This is a genomic window from Pseudomonadota bacterium (assembly GCA_026388315.1).
In the GTDB taxonomy this organism is placed as follows: domain Bacteria; phylum Desulfobacterota; class Syntrophorhabdia; order Syntrophorhabdales; family Syntrophorhabdaceae; genus MWEV01.
Window position 1 is genome coordinate 21,183 of sequence record JAPLKA010000086.1, and the last position, 14,887, is coordinate 36,069.

At 44.4% G+C, this 14,887-nt stretch carries 16 protein-coding genes and 1 pseudogene; 8 read left to right on the forward strand and 9 right to left on the reverse strand.

Going from position 1 to position 14,887, the window contains the following annotated elements; genetic code table 11:
• Positions 1-116: 116 nt before the first annotated feature.
• On the forward strand, positions 117-941 hold the full coding sequence (fabI, locus tag NTX75_12250) for an enoyl-ACP reductase FabI (GenBank protein ID MCX5816992.1): 825 nt from the start codon (positions 117-119) through the stop codon (positions 939-941).
• A gap of 95 nt (positions 942-1,036) precedes the next feature.
• On the opposite strand, the gene NTX75_12255 is transcribed toward fabI, so the two are convergent.
• The 8 genes and pseudogenes from NTX75_12255 to NTX75_12290 form a co-directional block, all read right to left on the reverse strand.
• A complete protein-coding gene (locus NTX75_12255; protein ID MCX5816993.1) occupies positions 1,037-1,972 on the reverse strand; it encodes a ParB/RepB/Spo0J family partition protein in 936 nt (311 codons plus the stop codon).
• Positions 1,973-2,629: 657 nt separating this feature from the next.
• Positions 2,630-3,040, reverse strand: a complete 411-nt coding sequence (locus NTX75_12260; GenBank protein ID MCX5816994.1) for a hypothetical protein — start codon at positions 3,038-3,040, stop codon at positions 2,630-2,632.
• Positions 3,041-3,065: 25 nt separating this feature from the next.
• Positions 3,066-3,233: pseudogene (locus NTX75_12265) on the reverse strand (DDE-type integrase/transposase/recombinase).
• Positions 3,234-3,698: 465 nt separating this feature from the next.
• On the reverse strand, positions 3,699-3,974 hold the full coding sequence (locus NTX75_12270; protein ID MCX5816995.1) for a helix-turn-helix transcriptional regulator: 276 nt from the start codon (positions 3,972-3,974) through the stop codon (positions 3,699-3,701).
• The gene (locus tag NTX75_12275; protein MCX5816996.1) at positions 3,971-4,327 is read right to left on the reverse strand and encodes a type II toxin-antitoxin system RelE/ParE family toxin; all 357 of its coding nucleotides are present in this window, start codon (positions 4,325-4,327) and stop codon (positions 3,971-3,973) included. Before NTX75_12275 ends, NTX75_12270 begins: the two co-directional genes overlap by 4 nt.
• A 135-nt stretch (positions 4,328-4,462) precedes the next feature.
• Positions 4,463-4,912 carry a transposase gene (locus tag NTX75_12280; GenBank protein MCX5816997.1) on the reverse strand — a complete coding sequence of 150 codons (450 nt, stop codon included), beginning with the start codon at positions 4,910-4,912 and terminating at the stop codon, positions 4,463-4,465.
• Between the two features lie 13 nt (positions 4,913-4,925).
• Entirely contained in the window at positions 4,926-5,603 is a 678-nt protein-coding gene (locus NTX75_12285; GenBank protein ID MCX5816998.1) for an acetate--CoA ligase family protein, read from the reverse strand.
• Complete coding sequence (locus NTX75_12290) at positions 5,597-6,964, reverse strand: CoA-binding protein (protein MCX5816999.1); 1,368 nt, start codon at positions 6,962-6,964, stop codon at positions 5,597-5,599. Before NTX75_12290 ends, NTX75_12285 begins: the two co-directional genes overlap by 7 nt.
• Positions 6,965-7,143: 179 nt before the next feature.
• Here NTX75_12290 and NTX75_12295 point away from each other — a divergent pair, with 179 nt between their 5' ends.
• On the forward strand, positions 7,144-8,220 hold the full coding sequence (locus tag NTX75_12295) for a sensor domain-containing diguanylate cyclase (protein ID MCX5817000.1): 1,077 nt from the start codon (positions 7,144-7,146) through the stop codon (positions 8,218-8,220).
• 66 nt (positions 8,221-8,286) lie between these two features.
• Positions 8,287-9,885, forward strand: coding sequence for an MFS transporter (locus tag NTX75_12300; GenBank protein MCX5817001.1), 1,599 nt, complete (start codon positions 8,287-8,289; stop codon positions 9,883-9,885).
• 51 nt (positions 9,886-9,936) lie between these two features.
• Here NTX75_12300 and NTX75_12305 read toward each other — a convergent pair whose 3' ends face one another.
• The gene (locus tag NTX75_12305) at positions 9,937-10,260 is read right to left on the reverse strand and encodes a hypothetical protein (protein ID MCX5817002.1); all 324 of its coding nucleotides are present in this window, start codon (positions 10,258-10,260) and stop codon (positions 9,937-9,939) included.
• 347 nt (positions 10,261-10,607) lie between these two features.
• On the opposite strand from NTX75_12305, the gene NTX75_12310 reads away from it, so the two are divergent.
• The 5 genes from NTX75_12310 to NTX75_12330 all read left to right on the forward strand — a co-directional run.
• A complete protein-coding gene (locus NTX75_12310; protein MCX5817003.1) occupies positions 10,608-11,756 on the forward strand; it encodes an AAA family ATPase in 1,149 nt (382 codons plus the stop codon).
• A gap of 35 nt (positions 11,757-11,791) precedes the next feature.
• Positions 11,792-13,615, forward strand: a complete 1,824-nt coding sequence (locus NTX75_12315; GenBank protein MCX5817004.1) for a flavocytochrome c — start codon at positions 11,792-11,794, stop codon at positions 13,613-13,615.
• Positions 13,616-13,900: 285 nt separating this feature from the next.
• Positions 13,901-14,275 carry a DRTGG domain-containing protein gene (locus NTX75_12320; GenBank protein ID MCX5817005.1) on the forward strand — a complete coding sequence of 125 codons (375 nt, stop codon included), beginning with the start codon at positions 13,901-13,903 and terminating at the stop codon, positions 14,273-14,275.
• A complete protein-coding gene (locus tag NTX75_12325) occupies positions 14,262-14,696 on the forward strand; it encodes an ATP-binding protein (GenBank protein ID MCX5817006.1) in 435 nt (144 codons plus the stop codon). Before NTX75_12320 ends, NTX75_12325 begins: the two co-directional genes overlap by 14 nt.
• A 45-nt stretch (positions 14,697-14,741) precedes the next feature.
• Positions 14,742-14,887: polynucleotide adenylyltransferase PcnB (locus NTX75_12330; protein MCX5817007.1), on the forward strand; the 146-nt coding region annotated here is incomplete at its 3' end.

Consider the following 14,887-nt stretch of genomic DNA (forward strand, 5'->3'; position numbering starts at 1 on the left):
CAGTGAATAGTCGTTTTTTACCTTTCACGTTTCACCTTTGCTATGAGCTATATACTTGACAAGTTAACTTTTCAAGATATACTTGAAAAACAACGAATTAAAAAAAGGGGTGTATTATGAAAAAGAAACATCATAAGAAAAACAGGGATTTTGATCTTATCACCGGAAAACAGATAAACAAATTCCTGAAGGGCAAAAAAGGATTAATACTCGGTATAGCTAACGACAAAAGCATCGCATACGGATGTGCCAAGGTCGTACATGATCTCGGCGCTGAACTGGCGGTGACTTATCTGAACGAAAAGGCCTATCCTTATGTAGGGCCTCTTGCTGAACAGATGCAATGCCCCATCATCATGCCTTATAACGCTGAAATACCCAGCCAGTTGGAAGCTGTTTTTGAAAAAATATCGCAGACATGGGGAAGGCTTGATTTTGTGCTTCACAGTATTGCTTCAGCTCCAAAAGAAGATTTGCATGCCCGTGTGGTTGATTGTTCAAAAGAGGGTTTTCTGCTGGCCATGGAAGCTTCATGTTACTCATTGATTCAGACAGTCAGACTCTCTGAGCCTCTTATGGAGGAAGGCGGTTCGATACTTACCATGACCTTTTACGGCTCAGAGAAGGTGGTTGCAAATTACAACATCATGGGGCCTGTAAAGGCTGCCCTGGAAAGCACCGTCAGATATATGGCAGCGGAGCTTGGTCCAAAAATGATCCGGGTTAATTCAATTTCACCCGGGCCCATATTAACAAGGGCTGGTTCAGGTATAGGCCACTTTGACGAACTGATGGAGCATGCCGTTTCCATTGCCCCTGAGCATCATCTGGTTACAATTGAGGATGTCGGGGCTTTAGCCGCCTTTCTTGTAAGCGACAGGGCACAAAGCATCACAGGAGGCGTCCACTATATTGATGGTGGATTTCATATTGTAGGGTAATAGATCATAGCAATCAAAAACTGTTCACGGTTCACAGTTCACGGCAATTGAGTATCCAATAAACAGAATCATGAGCCATGAGCTGAATTAGCTTCTCACACCTGAGGGGGCTTTTTCTTCTCCGGCGCAGGTTCCGGGGCAATCGGTATCCGCAGTTCCACTAAAGCACAGAAAACCCGCAGCTCATCAAGAAGTGTCACAAGGTCAGGCCTTGTGTATGTTGCGATGCCCATCTCAATGCGTGACTCTACGGATCGTAAGCTGGCAATCTGCTTCGTCATAGGTAGGGGCTTTGTTTTGCCCGGCTCCGGTTTGGGTTTTTTCCATGCGGTGAGCAATTTCTCAAGTGCGAGATAGGTCACTGGTGCCTTCATGACGGCCTCAAAGATCTTATCACGGTCAGGACAATCGAGGTTCGAGGCGAAGAGATACCCCTGGGAAACAGGGAGGTTTCCTGCCCGGATTGCTACCTGAATCTCAGGAGGATTTTTCAAAAGTGAAACCGTGCGAAACAAGGTAGGATAAGACTTTCCGGAGATTTCAATGATGGTGTTCAATGTGAACACCGCTGCCTCCGATAAAGTGTCGGGTTTCCGGTTGTACTTTATTAGGTCACTCATCACTCCATCCACATCATACCCTGTGTCAGGATGTTTCGCCTGAATATATGCCAATATTCCTTTGGCTTGGTCCATGGGATTCAAGTCTTCACGTTGCAGGTTTTCTGTCAACTGATAGGCCACTATCTGATCCGCCTCGGTGATCGTATCTAAAACCCGTACCGGGATCAATGGAAGCACCAGCCTCAGTGCAGCCAGATAACGGCGTTCTCCGCAGAGAAGCAGGTATTTGCCGTCCTTCGGTGTTACAAGGACAGGCTCCAAGACACCCCGGTCTTTAATGGACTCCATAAGGGCTTTGAAGGAATCACTCTCCGTATCAATCCCTGAACGAATTTGTTCTTCCACAATAATGTCTTCCAGAGGCAGATACAAAAACTCCTGATTCTCAACTGTTTTCTTTGTTGCCATCTTTCTCCCCCTCTTTTTAATTCAGTGGTTCGTACTTCGTCGTTCGTACTTCGTTAAGAGCCTTTCTCGATGTACTATGTACTATGTACTATATACTGTCTTGTAAATCTACCTCGATACTGTTCTTTATTGTAAATAATATTGTAAATCTGTCAAGTTTTTTTAATGCCTATAGATGGAAAACAAGGGTTTGCTGATACGGTTAACTGTTTCTTCACTGTCGGAAAACAAGGGGAATATATAAATTATGATATCTACGACTGGCGAGATGGTAAGAAGGTTGCCGAATATGCCTACGGCAAATTAATTATGAAATGAAACCCGAACGACAGATGTGGTGTATGCCTATAAATCCAGTATAGGCTCTTTTCAGCGAATCTGAGGATTACTGATTGAAATATCTAATTTATCAGGGGGGTGAGTCCTTTATAGAGAGTTATTACATCACTGTTGCTTCGTGTATCAATACGGACAAGTTCTTCATCTCCTGCAAAGTTGATCCTTCAACTGTGTCACTTGTCATGTATCATATTTCGTGTCTCGTATCTCGTGAAGCGTATCTCGTTAAAGATTCTTCTATGAGGCTTTTACATTTCACGAACAGCACTTTACGATTAACAAAAAAACGACCTAAACACATAGGCCGTTTGCAGTGCTTCAAATAAATATTACTTTTTTTCGATATATCTTTATCATTGCCCTTATCAATTCAGTGTCATCCAGACCTGCTCGCTGAAGGGAAAAGAGGAGTTCTGCTCCTTTTATGGCAATCTTAACAATTTCCTCAAACTCGCCATTACGTCCGGCATTATAATACTCTTGCCTAAACCGCACTATTTTTGATAAAGACCGACTAAATCTCTGATTCTCCTTTTTTCTTTCTTCCTGGCAGCTTTCGCAAAAACAATCACCGTGTCTTTGAGCCATCCCTAACAGCTTGGTGATTCTGCCATAAGGGAATTCTTCTTTTGTTGTCAAAACCCTTAAAGCTTTTACGATATTAACAAAATCCAATGCCTTTTTCCCGTCTGCTTTTATTTCTGGAACGATTTGTTCTGGCTCTACCATGACTTCACCTCTTGTTTTTTGAATGATTACCCTTTCTGCTCATTGACGTCTTCATGCCGAACTGATTAAGGATCTTTCCATATTCATGGGAGCAGTACTGGCTTCCCCGGTCTGAGTGATGGATGAGGCCCGGTTCCGGCCTTTTGGCCGATACTGCCCTGAACAGGGACTGCATGATAAGGTCTTTTGTTATCTTTTAAATTTTTCTCTCTGTCTTTTTAGCTTATATTCTCCTGTATAAAGACTCTATTATTGCAGAATAGCCTGACATAAAGGAGAGGAGGCATCCCTTACGTTTCCCAGCACGAGAAGAGTCTTTTTGGAATGTCCCTCCAGAAACACTCTTAATTGATACTATACTCTGCCGTTGATGTAAAGGAGCTTTACCGCATCGGACTACCCATGGGCGAGACCCACTCGATGCCCTTCATGCGGAGGGCGAATATGGGGTCACGGTTCTTTGCCCCGGTACTTGGGTGTTGGGGAGCAATGGAGCAGAAAGTGCAATTAAGAGTGTAAAGGGTAGAGTCTGACGGCTCTACCCTCTTTTGTTTCTCGTATCTTCGCAATTACGAATTGAAAGCAAGTACACTTAACTGTTTGATCAAAAGTATTGATAACAGGAAGGCTTTATGAGGCGATAGATCAAGCTGTTGTATTAAGAAATCTGTAAGTGCAATTGCTTCCCGAGTGCTGCTGCAAAACGCTCCAGGGTTGACAGCTTGATATCTTCCGCATGGTTCTCGATTCTTGAAATTGCGGTTTTCCTGGTATTGAGCTTGAGAGCGAGTTCCTCCTGCGTTAGGCCTGCTGACTCACGGGCATGACGAAGCATTACGCCTATTTTGAACTGTTCATAGCCTCCTTCGTAACCTTCGGCAAATTCTTTATCTCTCTTTTTTCTCTGATTAATATATTGTTTCAAATCACTCATGGTTTCATCCTCCTCTTTAGGAAATCTTTCCTGTAGCCCTGTGCCTTTTCTATCTCCTGTTTTGGTGTTTTCTGACTTTTCTTTACCAGCCCATGCGTCAGGACAACTACAGAGTTGCCTATAAAGAAACAGAATATACGATATGTGTTTGAACCGGATTGAATCCTGCACTCCCATATCTCTTCTGTGCCGACAAGTTTTTTGAAATATGAAGAAGGGACAATAACCAAGTCCTCCAACAGATTCAAAACCCATGTTACTTTCTGTGCAGCTTTTACCGGTAATGAATCAAGAAACTCCTTTATCGGGCAGTTTCCACTAACCGTCGTATAGAACGTAACAAATCTTCTCACTGAATAATGTTAACCTGGATGTTAACCTTTGTCAAGTAAGTTTTTCATATACAATGCAACGTCGATGGTGATTTTATGAGAATTACCGGTTGAAAGAAACAGTACGGTACTTAGGTTGCGAGTACAAGATTACAGTCAGCTATATTTAATTTCTCCTTCAACAAAACATGTCTTGCGGCTCAGCATTGCAAACATGACGCGAATGAGCTTATGAGCTGTGGCATGGACCGCCTTTTTATAGGGCAACCCCTCTTTCCTCCTTTTATAGCAATAGGTTCTGAAGAGGTCGTTGTTGATGATAACTTTGGTCGCCATAAGCCAGATCATCCTTCTTAAGTGTCGATTCCCTCGCTTACTTATCCTGCTTTTTCCCACATATTCGCCTGTTTGATAGGTTGAAGGGTCAAGCCCGGATGCAGCGATCAGTTTCTTGTCGTTTTGATAAATCTCTACTGCCCCTCCCATCTCAATAAGGAAGTTTACTGCGGTGTTTTCTCCTATTCCCTTCATAGAGCAGAGTATCTCCATGTCCTGCTTCATCCTTTCACTTAAGGGGCTCATGAGCACCTTTGTGGTCTCTTTCACCTTTTACCTTTTACTATTTTGAGAGCATTATGCGGGCATCCGTAACAACGCATTTTGAGGCATTACAGATAACCGGGTTTAAATCAATCGAATCTACCTCTTCGCCAAACTCCATGACCATATCTGAAAAGGCAAGCAGCATCTTTTTCAGCGCCTCAATATTGATCGGCTCAGAACCCCTGTATCCTTCGAGGAGCGGGCGGGCTTTGATAGATTTCAGCATTGAATCAACATCCTTCTCAAAAATCGGCGCCATTCTCAGGGCCACATCTTTATATATCTCAACCGCTGTTCCGCCTACGCCAAGGAGAACAACAGGGCCAAATTGCTGATCCAGTTTCATTCCCACAATAAGCTCAATACCACGAACCATTTCTTCAACGATGATCCCGGAAAAACCCTTGATTTTGCCCATTTCTGTGTAGACCTCAGCAAGTTTTTCATCGCCGGAAACACCGACAGCAACCCCTCCAACATCGGATTTGTGGACAACTTCAGGGGAAACAACCTTGACAACAACGGGGTATCCTATTTGATTCGCAAATCTGATTGCCCCCTGCGCATCCCTGGCCCAGAAGAATTCCGTAGTTTTTACACCTGAAAGACGAAGGATTTCCTTTGCCTGGGGTTCCATAGCCCAACCCCTTTCTTTACATCCAGACAATATTTCACTGATTTCTTTACTCAGCATGCCCTGTACCTCCTTATAGATTCCGCCATATGCACGGCATCCTCAACAGAATGCGCAACAGGAATGTTGTTGAGTGTAAACCCTTCAACAAGCATTGAATATTTTTCTATATGGGGCACATAAGCAATCAAAGGCTTGCCCTCCTGTTCATGGACAAGACTCAATCTTGCCCCAAGGTCCATTGTTATGCCAGGTTGATAAGGAAGGAGCAAAAGCATGATACAGTCTACAGCATCTGTTCGGCTGAGAAATCTTGCCGCAGCAATGAAATCATCGTCCGTAGAGCTGCCTGTAAGGTCAACAGGGTTGGCAAAAGAGGCAATATTTTGAATCGCAGACGACAAAACATTACGAAGTCCATCCTTCATTTCTTTAGTAAAGACGGGCACCTGAAGGCCGTGAGCAAAGCAGGCATCTGTTGCCAGTGCGCCGTGTCCTCCGCTACTTGTAATGATACCCATCCTGCCCTCGATCGGTTTTTTATAACAACTAAGCGCTTCGGCAAATGTGACAAGTTCATATTCATCCGTAGCTTCAACTATCCCATACTGCGCCATAACAGCAGAAAACACTTCATAATTGCCGGCCATGGAAGCGGTATGGCTCTTTACAGCGGTGGTTCCACCGGGGGTTTTACCGGATTTGAGTACAATCACAGGTTTTCCGCACTCTGAAGCGGCAAGGACAAATTTTCGCCCTTCATTCTTGTCAAACCCCTCCAGATAAAAGGTGATGACGTCTGTTTTAGGGTCGTCTCTGAAGTACCGGAGTAAATCAACCTCCCTTATCAAGGCCTTGTTTCCTATGCTGACCGCCAATGAAAGACCAACCCCTTCTGAAGCACATTTGAGCATGTGATCAACAAGCATACCGCCGCTCTGGCTTACCATGGCTACCTTTCCCCGATCAGGTCGCACTATCCTCTCGCTTGGTATAAAAAAGGTATCCATCAAAGGGGGTGAATAGATACCAAGACAATTTGGCCCTATAAAGGGGAAATCCGCCTCTTTTGCTATCGACACAAGCCTGTTCTGCAAATCCATAAGACCTGTTTCTGCAAATCCACCCGAAATGATAACTGCACCCCCCACCTCTGCCTCGATACACTCAGCGATGACTGAAGGGACAATTTCCGCCTTTGTAACGATAACTGCCAGATCAATCTTTTCGGGAATATCCCGGATTTTAGCATAAACATCCTCACCATTGATACTACCGCCCTTGCCGTTCACCGCATAGGCCGATACCTTATAGCGAAGATGGTTTTTATTGTAAATTACATTGGCCGGGTGAGAATCATTGCTTTGAGAAACACCAATGACCGCCATTGTCTGTGGTTTGAATAACCGGTTAAGATTCATCTAACCCCCTTTTCTTTTGTTTATATAAGGAAATTGTAACCCCATGTACAAAAAAAGTAAATGAGTGTTTTTTGCAGTGAGTTTTTTGCAGTGAGTAATGTTCAAAATTCCTGAAAGGTGATATAATAAATAAAAGTTCGGGGTTGATACAACAACACATCAATAAAGGGGGCATCAGGATGGTAAATAAGAACCAATCTAACAAAACAAAAAAGGGTGAATGTTCTGTTCGAGAAATCAACTTTGAAGAAGGACTTGATGAGCAATTGATATTTCTGAACTTTGGTGCTCGCCTACTCACCGCATTTACCGATAGAAAACTTCTTATAAACATAGCCCTCGAAACAATAGCTGATTTCAGTAAAAGTAAACGGGTAGCGGTTTTGATATTAGATAAAGACAGTGAAAAATTAAGCGTTGAAGGACTCCTTGTTAATAATAAACCTTACCAAAAAAACAAAGTAATCTCATTAGAGGACCCATTCCTCAAACATGTTCTCTCTTCAAAAATACCCAGATTTTATTCACTCAGGATGAACGGAAAGGTTCCCGTTCCCTCTGATTCAAGGGAAACAACAAATAAAAAATGTTTATGTCTGCCCCTTGTGGATTCATCTTTTGAGGTCATTGGGCTGGTAGTTATTGAAAGCCCGAAGAAAGATAATTTGAGTTTCCAGGATTTGCAACAGTTATTCATTTTGTCGACGCTGTTTTCCATCTCGCTTCAGAATTCATTACTTTTTTCGCAGATCCTCTATGATGGACTCACAGGTCTTTTTGTTCGTAAATACTATGATATCAGGATTAATGAAGAGCTATTGAAGCTCAAAAGGCACCCCGGATCAATAGCAATTATCCTCATCGATATCGACCACTTCAAAACCATCAATGATTCGTATGGCCATCAGGTTGGAGACAGGGTGTTAGTTGAATTTTCCAATATTTTGAAAGAAAACGTACGTAAAGGGACGAGTATGGTAAGCAGATATGATGGTGAAAAATTTATTATTCTCATGTCTGACACACCGCTTAACGGGGCATTAATAGTGGCTGACAGAATCCGTTCTCTTTGCAGCGGTTATAACTTTGCTGACGCTCATAATTTGCAGGTCACTGTCAGCGCGGGAATAGCATCAACAGATAATGAAGGATTGATTGCCGCTGAAGAATTGTTCAGGCGTGCAGATGCAATGCTTTACAAAGCAAAACAATCCGGTAGAAACCAGACGATGGTATGGGTTGGTTCCGACTCATAATTAATCAGTTTCAACCATCATATTGCCACACACATATCGCATTAAATGGAGCAATGTAAAAAAATAATGGAAACAAAGAAAAACAGTTCGATATGGAGCCCACTGTCGGATCGATCTTTCAGACTGCTCTGGATAACGAATGTTGTTTCTCTTGTTGGCACATGGATGCATGAAGTCGGGGCTTCATGGCTCATGACCTCTCTTACCCTGTCCCCTTTTGTGGTAGCCATGGTGCAGACGGCAACCACCCTGCCCTTTTTCCTGCTTTCCCTTCCAGCAGGAGCTCTGGCAGACACAATTGACCGCCGGCGTTTGCTCATATTCACCCAGATACTTATGTCAGCAGCTGCCTTAGGACTGGGTCTTGTCACCGTCTTCGGAAAAGCATCACCGCTGACCCTCCTTGTCTTTACATTCTTTCTCAGCATCGGTGCGGCAATAAATACCCCGGCCTGGCAGGCAATTATCCCTGAACTCGTGCCCCGGAAAGACCTCGCTTCAGCGATAACGCTTGGCTCTGTCTCTTTTAATATTGCCCGTGTTGCAGGCCCTGCCCTTGCCGGGCTCATCGTTGCCGCACTTGGACCAGGCATTACATTCCTTTTGAATGCCCTTTCTTTCTCCGGTGTTGTGACAGTACTCATTCGCTGGAAGCGTGAACCAACGATGCGTACACTACCCGAAGAACGACTGATGGGTGCGATACGTTCAGGGATCCGTTATGTAAGAAATGCACCTCATGTCTGGGCAGTACTTATTCACATGGGAATTTTTTCGTTTTTTGCCAGCTCCCTCTGGGCTTTTCTTCCTATTGTCGCAAGGTCTCATCTGGGGTTAAGCTCCGCCGGATTCGGTATGCTCCTCGGATTCTTTGGCATCGGTGGTCTTGTTGGTGCAGCTATTCTGCCAAAGGTTCAACACAAAACTTCGATGAATTTCCTTGTAGTCCTCTCAACTATTTTTTTCGCACTTGTAATATTTGCCCTCGCAGTTTTAAAGGATTTTAAGCTTCTCTCAATTGCCATGGTCATCGGGGGCATATCCTGGCTCACCGTTCTGTCCATCTTTAATACCTCCGTCCAGTCAGTCATACCTTCATGGGTCAGAGGGCGTGTAATTTCCGTATTTATACTCGTATTTTTCGGTGGTATGGCAGGCGGGAGCGTGCTCTGGGGGGCAATAGCCACAAAAACAAGCATATCTGCTACCCTTGTTGGAACATCCCTCTGCATCGTAACGGGGACATTTCTTACATGGCGCTACAAACTCTCGAGCGGCGAGGGGCTTGACCTTACCCCATCCCAGAATTGGCCTGTGCTTGCCATGGAAAAAAGGCCCGACATGGAAGAAGGGCCTGTATTGGTCGTTGTTGAATATCATATTGATCCAGCGCAATCAGAGGCATTTATGGACGCCATGGGTCCAATGAAGACAATTCGTATGAAAGACGGTGCAATCAGGTGGAATCTCTTTCGTGACGTAACGACTGCGGGACATTACATCGAATCGTTTATAGTGGAATCATGGGTAGAACACTTACGACAACATGAACGGTTTACTGTATCTGACCGGGAAATCCAGAAACATGTCCGCTCATTTCAGTCAGGCGGCAAACCCGTGACAGTTCAACACTTTATCGCCGAACCTGTACGCAGGAAGAAGTAAATCAAGACTATTTGCCCACAACTTTATTTAATTCTTTTATGCAATGAATCCTTAAATCGTCACACTAAACGTCGTTGTATTTTCATAGACTTTACAAGCAGCTTGCGTCTGTTTAAATTTCTTTATAAAAAAGTCTCTACCGTTTTCGAGGGTATCGTTTCTTAGATTTAATTGTTCGATAATTTGCAGGCTCAAATCGAATGTTCTCAAATCAAAATAAACATTGTTTCTGTCTATCGCGAGACCGTTTTGAAGTCTTTCGTCAGGGAGGTTTTTTTGTAAAAGATAAAGGCTATCGTTTTTGGAGCAAAACTGCTTTATTGCATCCTTAATGAGGATGCTTTCTTTTCGGTATGATTGAATAGCTACGTTCATAAAATACACCTATTTTATGTACGAGCATTGAGCTATATAATTTTATTTTAAAAAATATTTTTTTGCAATAAAATTCGGAATAAAATTTATTTTACGTGACTTTTCTTTCGTAGTTTTTACCTCAATAATTTAATTTAATGATATATAAGAACATAATATATTATAATGATACGGAAGAAAATGAATAGATTCCCACGGGGCAAGCCCGTGTAATAGAAGTTATAACTGATGTACCGATTAAAAATGGTGAGACTTGTCTCAGAATAAGATAAACATCCTGTTGGATTTATACCGGAAAAAATAACGGCAACATAATATCTTTTTAAAAAAAGGGATTTTGGCATCGTATGTTCAACAGTGCACAATTGATTGAACCCGTGAACATGATTGTTCTTACCGGAGGACCATGTTCAGGCAAAAGTTCTTCACTCGCATATCTTACAGAAAAATTATCTGACCACGGCTTTATGGTCTTCGTCATACCGGAAACGGCCACCCTGATAACAAATAACGGCATTGATCGACGCAAGATGGATAAACAAAAACAGGTGGTCATGTTTGAAGAGACTATTTTCGACATGCAGCTCGCCTTTGAGGAAACCTATAAAAAGGCAGTCACAAGGATCTTCCCTGAGAGGAAAAAGGTAATTCTCCTCGACAGGGGCATTATGGATGTAAAGGCATTTATAGCTCATGATGATTTCAGGGCCATCCTTAAAAGAAAAGGATTGAATGAAGTGAGCCTTCGCGACAGGTATAACGGAGTTATCCATCTTGTTACTGCAGCCGAAGGGGCCATAGAATTTTATACTGGAGACAACAATACTGCACGGCTTGAAACTCCTGAGGAAGCGCTTCGCTTTGATCACGGAATACGGGAAAGCTGGCTTGGTCATCCACATTTTAAAATAATCGATAACAGGACCGATTTTGAAGGCAAGATCAAAAGGACTTTTGCAGCAATTTCACAATTTCTCAACATCCCTGTGCCGCTTGAGAGAAAGGAAAAATTTTTAATTAAAAACATTGATTGCAGAAAACTCCCCGTCCATCAGACAATACAGGTTGACGAAATCTATCTTCGCTCAAAAAACCGGAACGAAGAAGTCAGGATCAGGAAAAGAGGGCAGGACGGCGCATATCTTTATTTCCTTACCAGAAAAAAAGCTATCAAAAACCAGGATAACTATATTGAAGAAGAAGAGCTCATAACGGAACAGGAATTCCATACCCTGAAAAATCTGATTGACCCGAAAACGGTAACGATAGAGAAGGAACATATCTGTTTTTTATGGAATAATCAGTATTTTGAACTGGACATACATAAAGGGGCAAATGAAGGCCTTGCAATACTTGAAGTTGAACAGTTTGAGGCATACGACGCAAAAGAAACGATACACATACCCCCATTTATCTCCATTGAGAAAAAAATTACCGGTGATTTGCAGTACAGTACAAGGAACATGGCGGCAAAACATCGAAAGTTTCAGGTTTGAGAGGGAACTGTAGAAAAAAATTGAGGAGGCAAACAATGGGCAGCTGGAGTCCCAAACAAAAGGTTGCAATTTTATTGGTATTCCTTGGAGCATTAGCCATCCTGACAACGGCATACACAGTTTCCCAGGCGCAACCTGCGCGGCAGGATGCTCTTCAGTCACAGAAGACAGCTGTAATCTCGGGTGCCGGAAGTCTTGCAGATATCCATAAGGCTAAAACCGTTGATTGTGCGGCCTGCCATGGCAAAACCATGGAGGTAGACGATAACGAAACTGCCGCCAATGCCCAGTGCATAGGGTGTCATGGCCCTCTCGCTGAAATTACCAAAAAGGGTCAGGGCCATATTAATCCTCATAAGGCCCATATCGGACAAGTAAGTTGCACCGTATGTCATCACGGGCATACAGCTTCGCGGTCTTACTGCCTGGGCTGCCACGCCTTTAACATGCCAATCCCCGGAAGTGGCGGGCCTGTGCCCGCGAAAAAGGATCTGGTGAAAACAGACCGGAAAATGGACTCTACTGACATCTTAATCGTCGGCGCAGGCGCTGCCGGTTTCACTGCAGCAATCACCGCCCACGACGCTGGTACGAAGGTTATCATCCTCGAGAAACAGCCAATCACTGGCGGCAACAGTATGCTTGCGGCGGGCGGTATGAACGCTGCCAACACCCGGATGCAGGCGATAAAAGGCATCAAAGACAGTCCTGAGCTCATGTTCAAAGATACAATGACCGGCGGCAAAAACGTCAACGACCCTGCGTTGGTGAAGATACTTGCAGATAAGTCATCCGAGTCGGTTGACTGGTTGACGTCTATCGGCGCCGATGTGAGTGATGTTGGTCGGCTGGCCGGGGCGAGTGTGAACAGGGCTCACCGTCCCACAGGCGGTGCAGCAGTGGGCGCTCACCTTATCGATGTGCTTCGTAAGAATGTCACTGACCGTAAGATCGATGTACGGGTAAACAGTACGGTTGTACAGGTCCTGCGGAATAAGGACGGACGCGTTACGGGCGTACAGGTAAAGGGCAAACACCGTGGCCTGTATGTTATCGAGGCCAAAGCGGTTATTATCGCCTCAGGCGGTTTTTCCACCAATGCTGCTATGGTCGAATCTTATCGGCCGGAATATAAAGGCATGACGACCTCGAATCAGCCGGGTGCCACCGGTGACGGTATGAGGTTTGGTGAAACAGCCAGTGGAAAGCTTATAGATATGAAGGAAATACAGATACATCCCACCGTTGCGGCAGGAAGCAGAATACTCATCACCGAGGCAGTGCGCGGTAATGGAGCAATCCTCGTGAACAAAGAAGGCAAACGGTTTGTTAATGAGCTGACGACCCGCGATGCTGCATCGGCGGCCATGCTCCAACAGCAGGGCAAGATGGCTTACCTGATCATTGACGAAGGTATCCGGAAAAGTCTCAGGCAGATCGAAGGCTACTTCTATCTCGAACTCGTAAAGGGAGGCGCCACACTCAAAGAGCTTGCCGCAGCTATTGGTGTTCCTGCAGATGCCCTCGAGGCAACAGTTGCAAAGTACAACACGGCTTTTGAAACGAAGAACGATGCTGAATTCAAGCGGTCAGACATGCCCCGCCCCATCAAGACTCCGAAGTTTTACGCTATTGGGGTGCAACCGGGCATTCATTACACAATGGGTGGGCTCAAAATCGATAACCAGACCCGGGTAATTGATAAAGACGGCAAACCCATTTCGGGTCTCTACGCAGCCGGTGAAGTCACAGGTGGCATTCATGGGGCAAATCGTCTTGGCGGCAACTCCATCTCAGAGACGATTACTTTCGGACGGATAGCCGGTGCAAGTGCAGGAAAGGCTGTGCTGAACAAGTAGCCAGGAAGCCAGGAGGAGCCCTTCATCCGCCTCCTGGCTGACGCTAATCAAGGGCTCCATTTTGCTGCCATCTTTTCCGTCTTCACGATTGTAAAGATGATCTTAAGCCCCTGGAAGGAGCGGAGAGCGTGGAACGTAGAGTGATTTTGGTTGGGTTTTTTCAACTCAAAACTCAACACTGCTTATAAAACTTGGCTTGGTCCGACCCCAATCACTAAGCGCTTATGCAATTTAGGGTTGATTATACCCTCGTTATTAACATATTATATTCAAAAGGAGAGCAAATTGACACTACGAGAGGTGCAGGAGATACTTGAAGCAGAAGTTTTTTTTGGGCACGATCAGTTGGGCATGGAGGTAAAGACTGCATTTGGCGCTGATTTGATGAGTGACGTTCTGGCTTTTGCAAAAGCGGGAAGTCTTTTGCTGACTGGCCTGACGAATCCTCAGATTGTCCGTACATCTGATGTTCTCGATATTGCAGCCATTATCATAGTTCGTGGAAAGCGTCCTTTACCCGAAACTATCCGGCTTGCAGAAGAACTGAATATCCCAATCCTGGGAACAAAATATATCCTCTTTGAAACCGTTGGCAGGTTATACACGAAAGGAATTGTCGGTTGTATAGAAAAGGTCAGCGACAAACGTGATTTCTCATGAAACCGTAGTCTATGAGAACTCATTTTCCTTAGAAGGGAGGACCTTTAAAAACGCCGGATACGTCTCCAGGCAGGTCAAAACCTTGCTGCAGAGAATGAAGCTTTCCAAAGAAGTAGTCAGGCGGGCTGCCATAGTCACTTATGAGGCTGAAATCAATATCTGCTCTTATGCACAGCGTGGCAAGATTATTCTGCAAGTAACGCCCAAACAGATAATCATCGAAGCAATTGACGAAGGCCAGGGTATAGCAGATATCAAATTAGCCATGAAGGAAGGCTATTCCACAGCTACAGAAAAGATTCGGCACATGGGCTTTGGGGCCGGTATGGGGCTATCCAATATAAAAAACTTTTCTGATTTTTTTCACATCACCTCAGAGGTCGGTAAGGGCACCCATCTGAAAATGATCATACGTATCTAAGGAGTCAGTCCCAGCCGAAAGTTTGCTTTTTCCATCGAGTGTGATATGGTAAATAGTATGAAACCACGAATCATTCCCCGGAAGGAACACTGTATATCACGAAAGCAGGTGAGCCCGAATGCCGTGCGCACGCTCTACCGACTCCATAGAAACGGCTTTATCGCCTACCTGGTAGGGGGATGTGTCCGCGA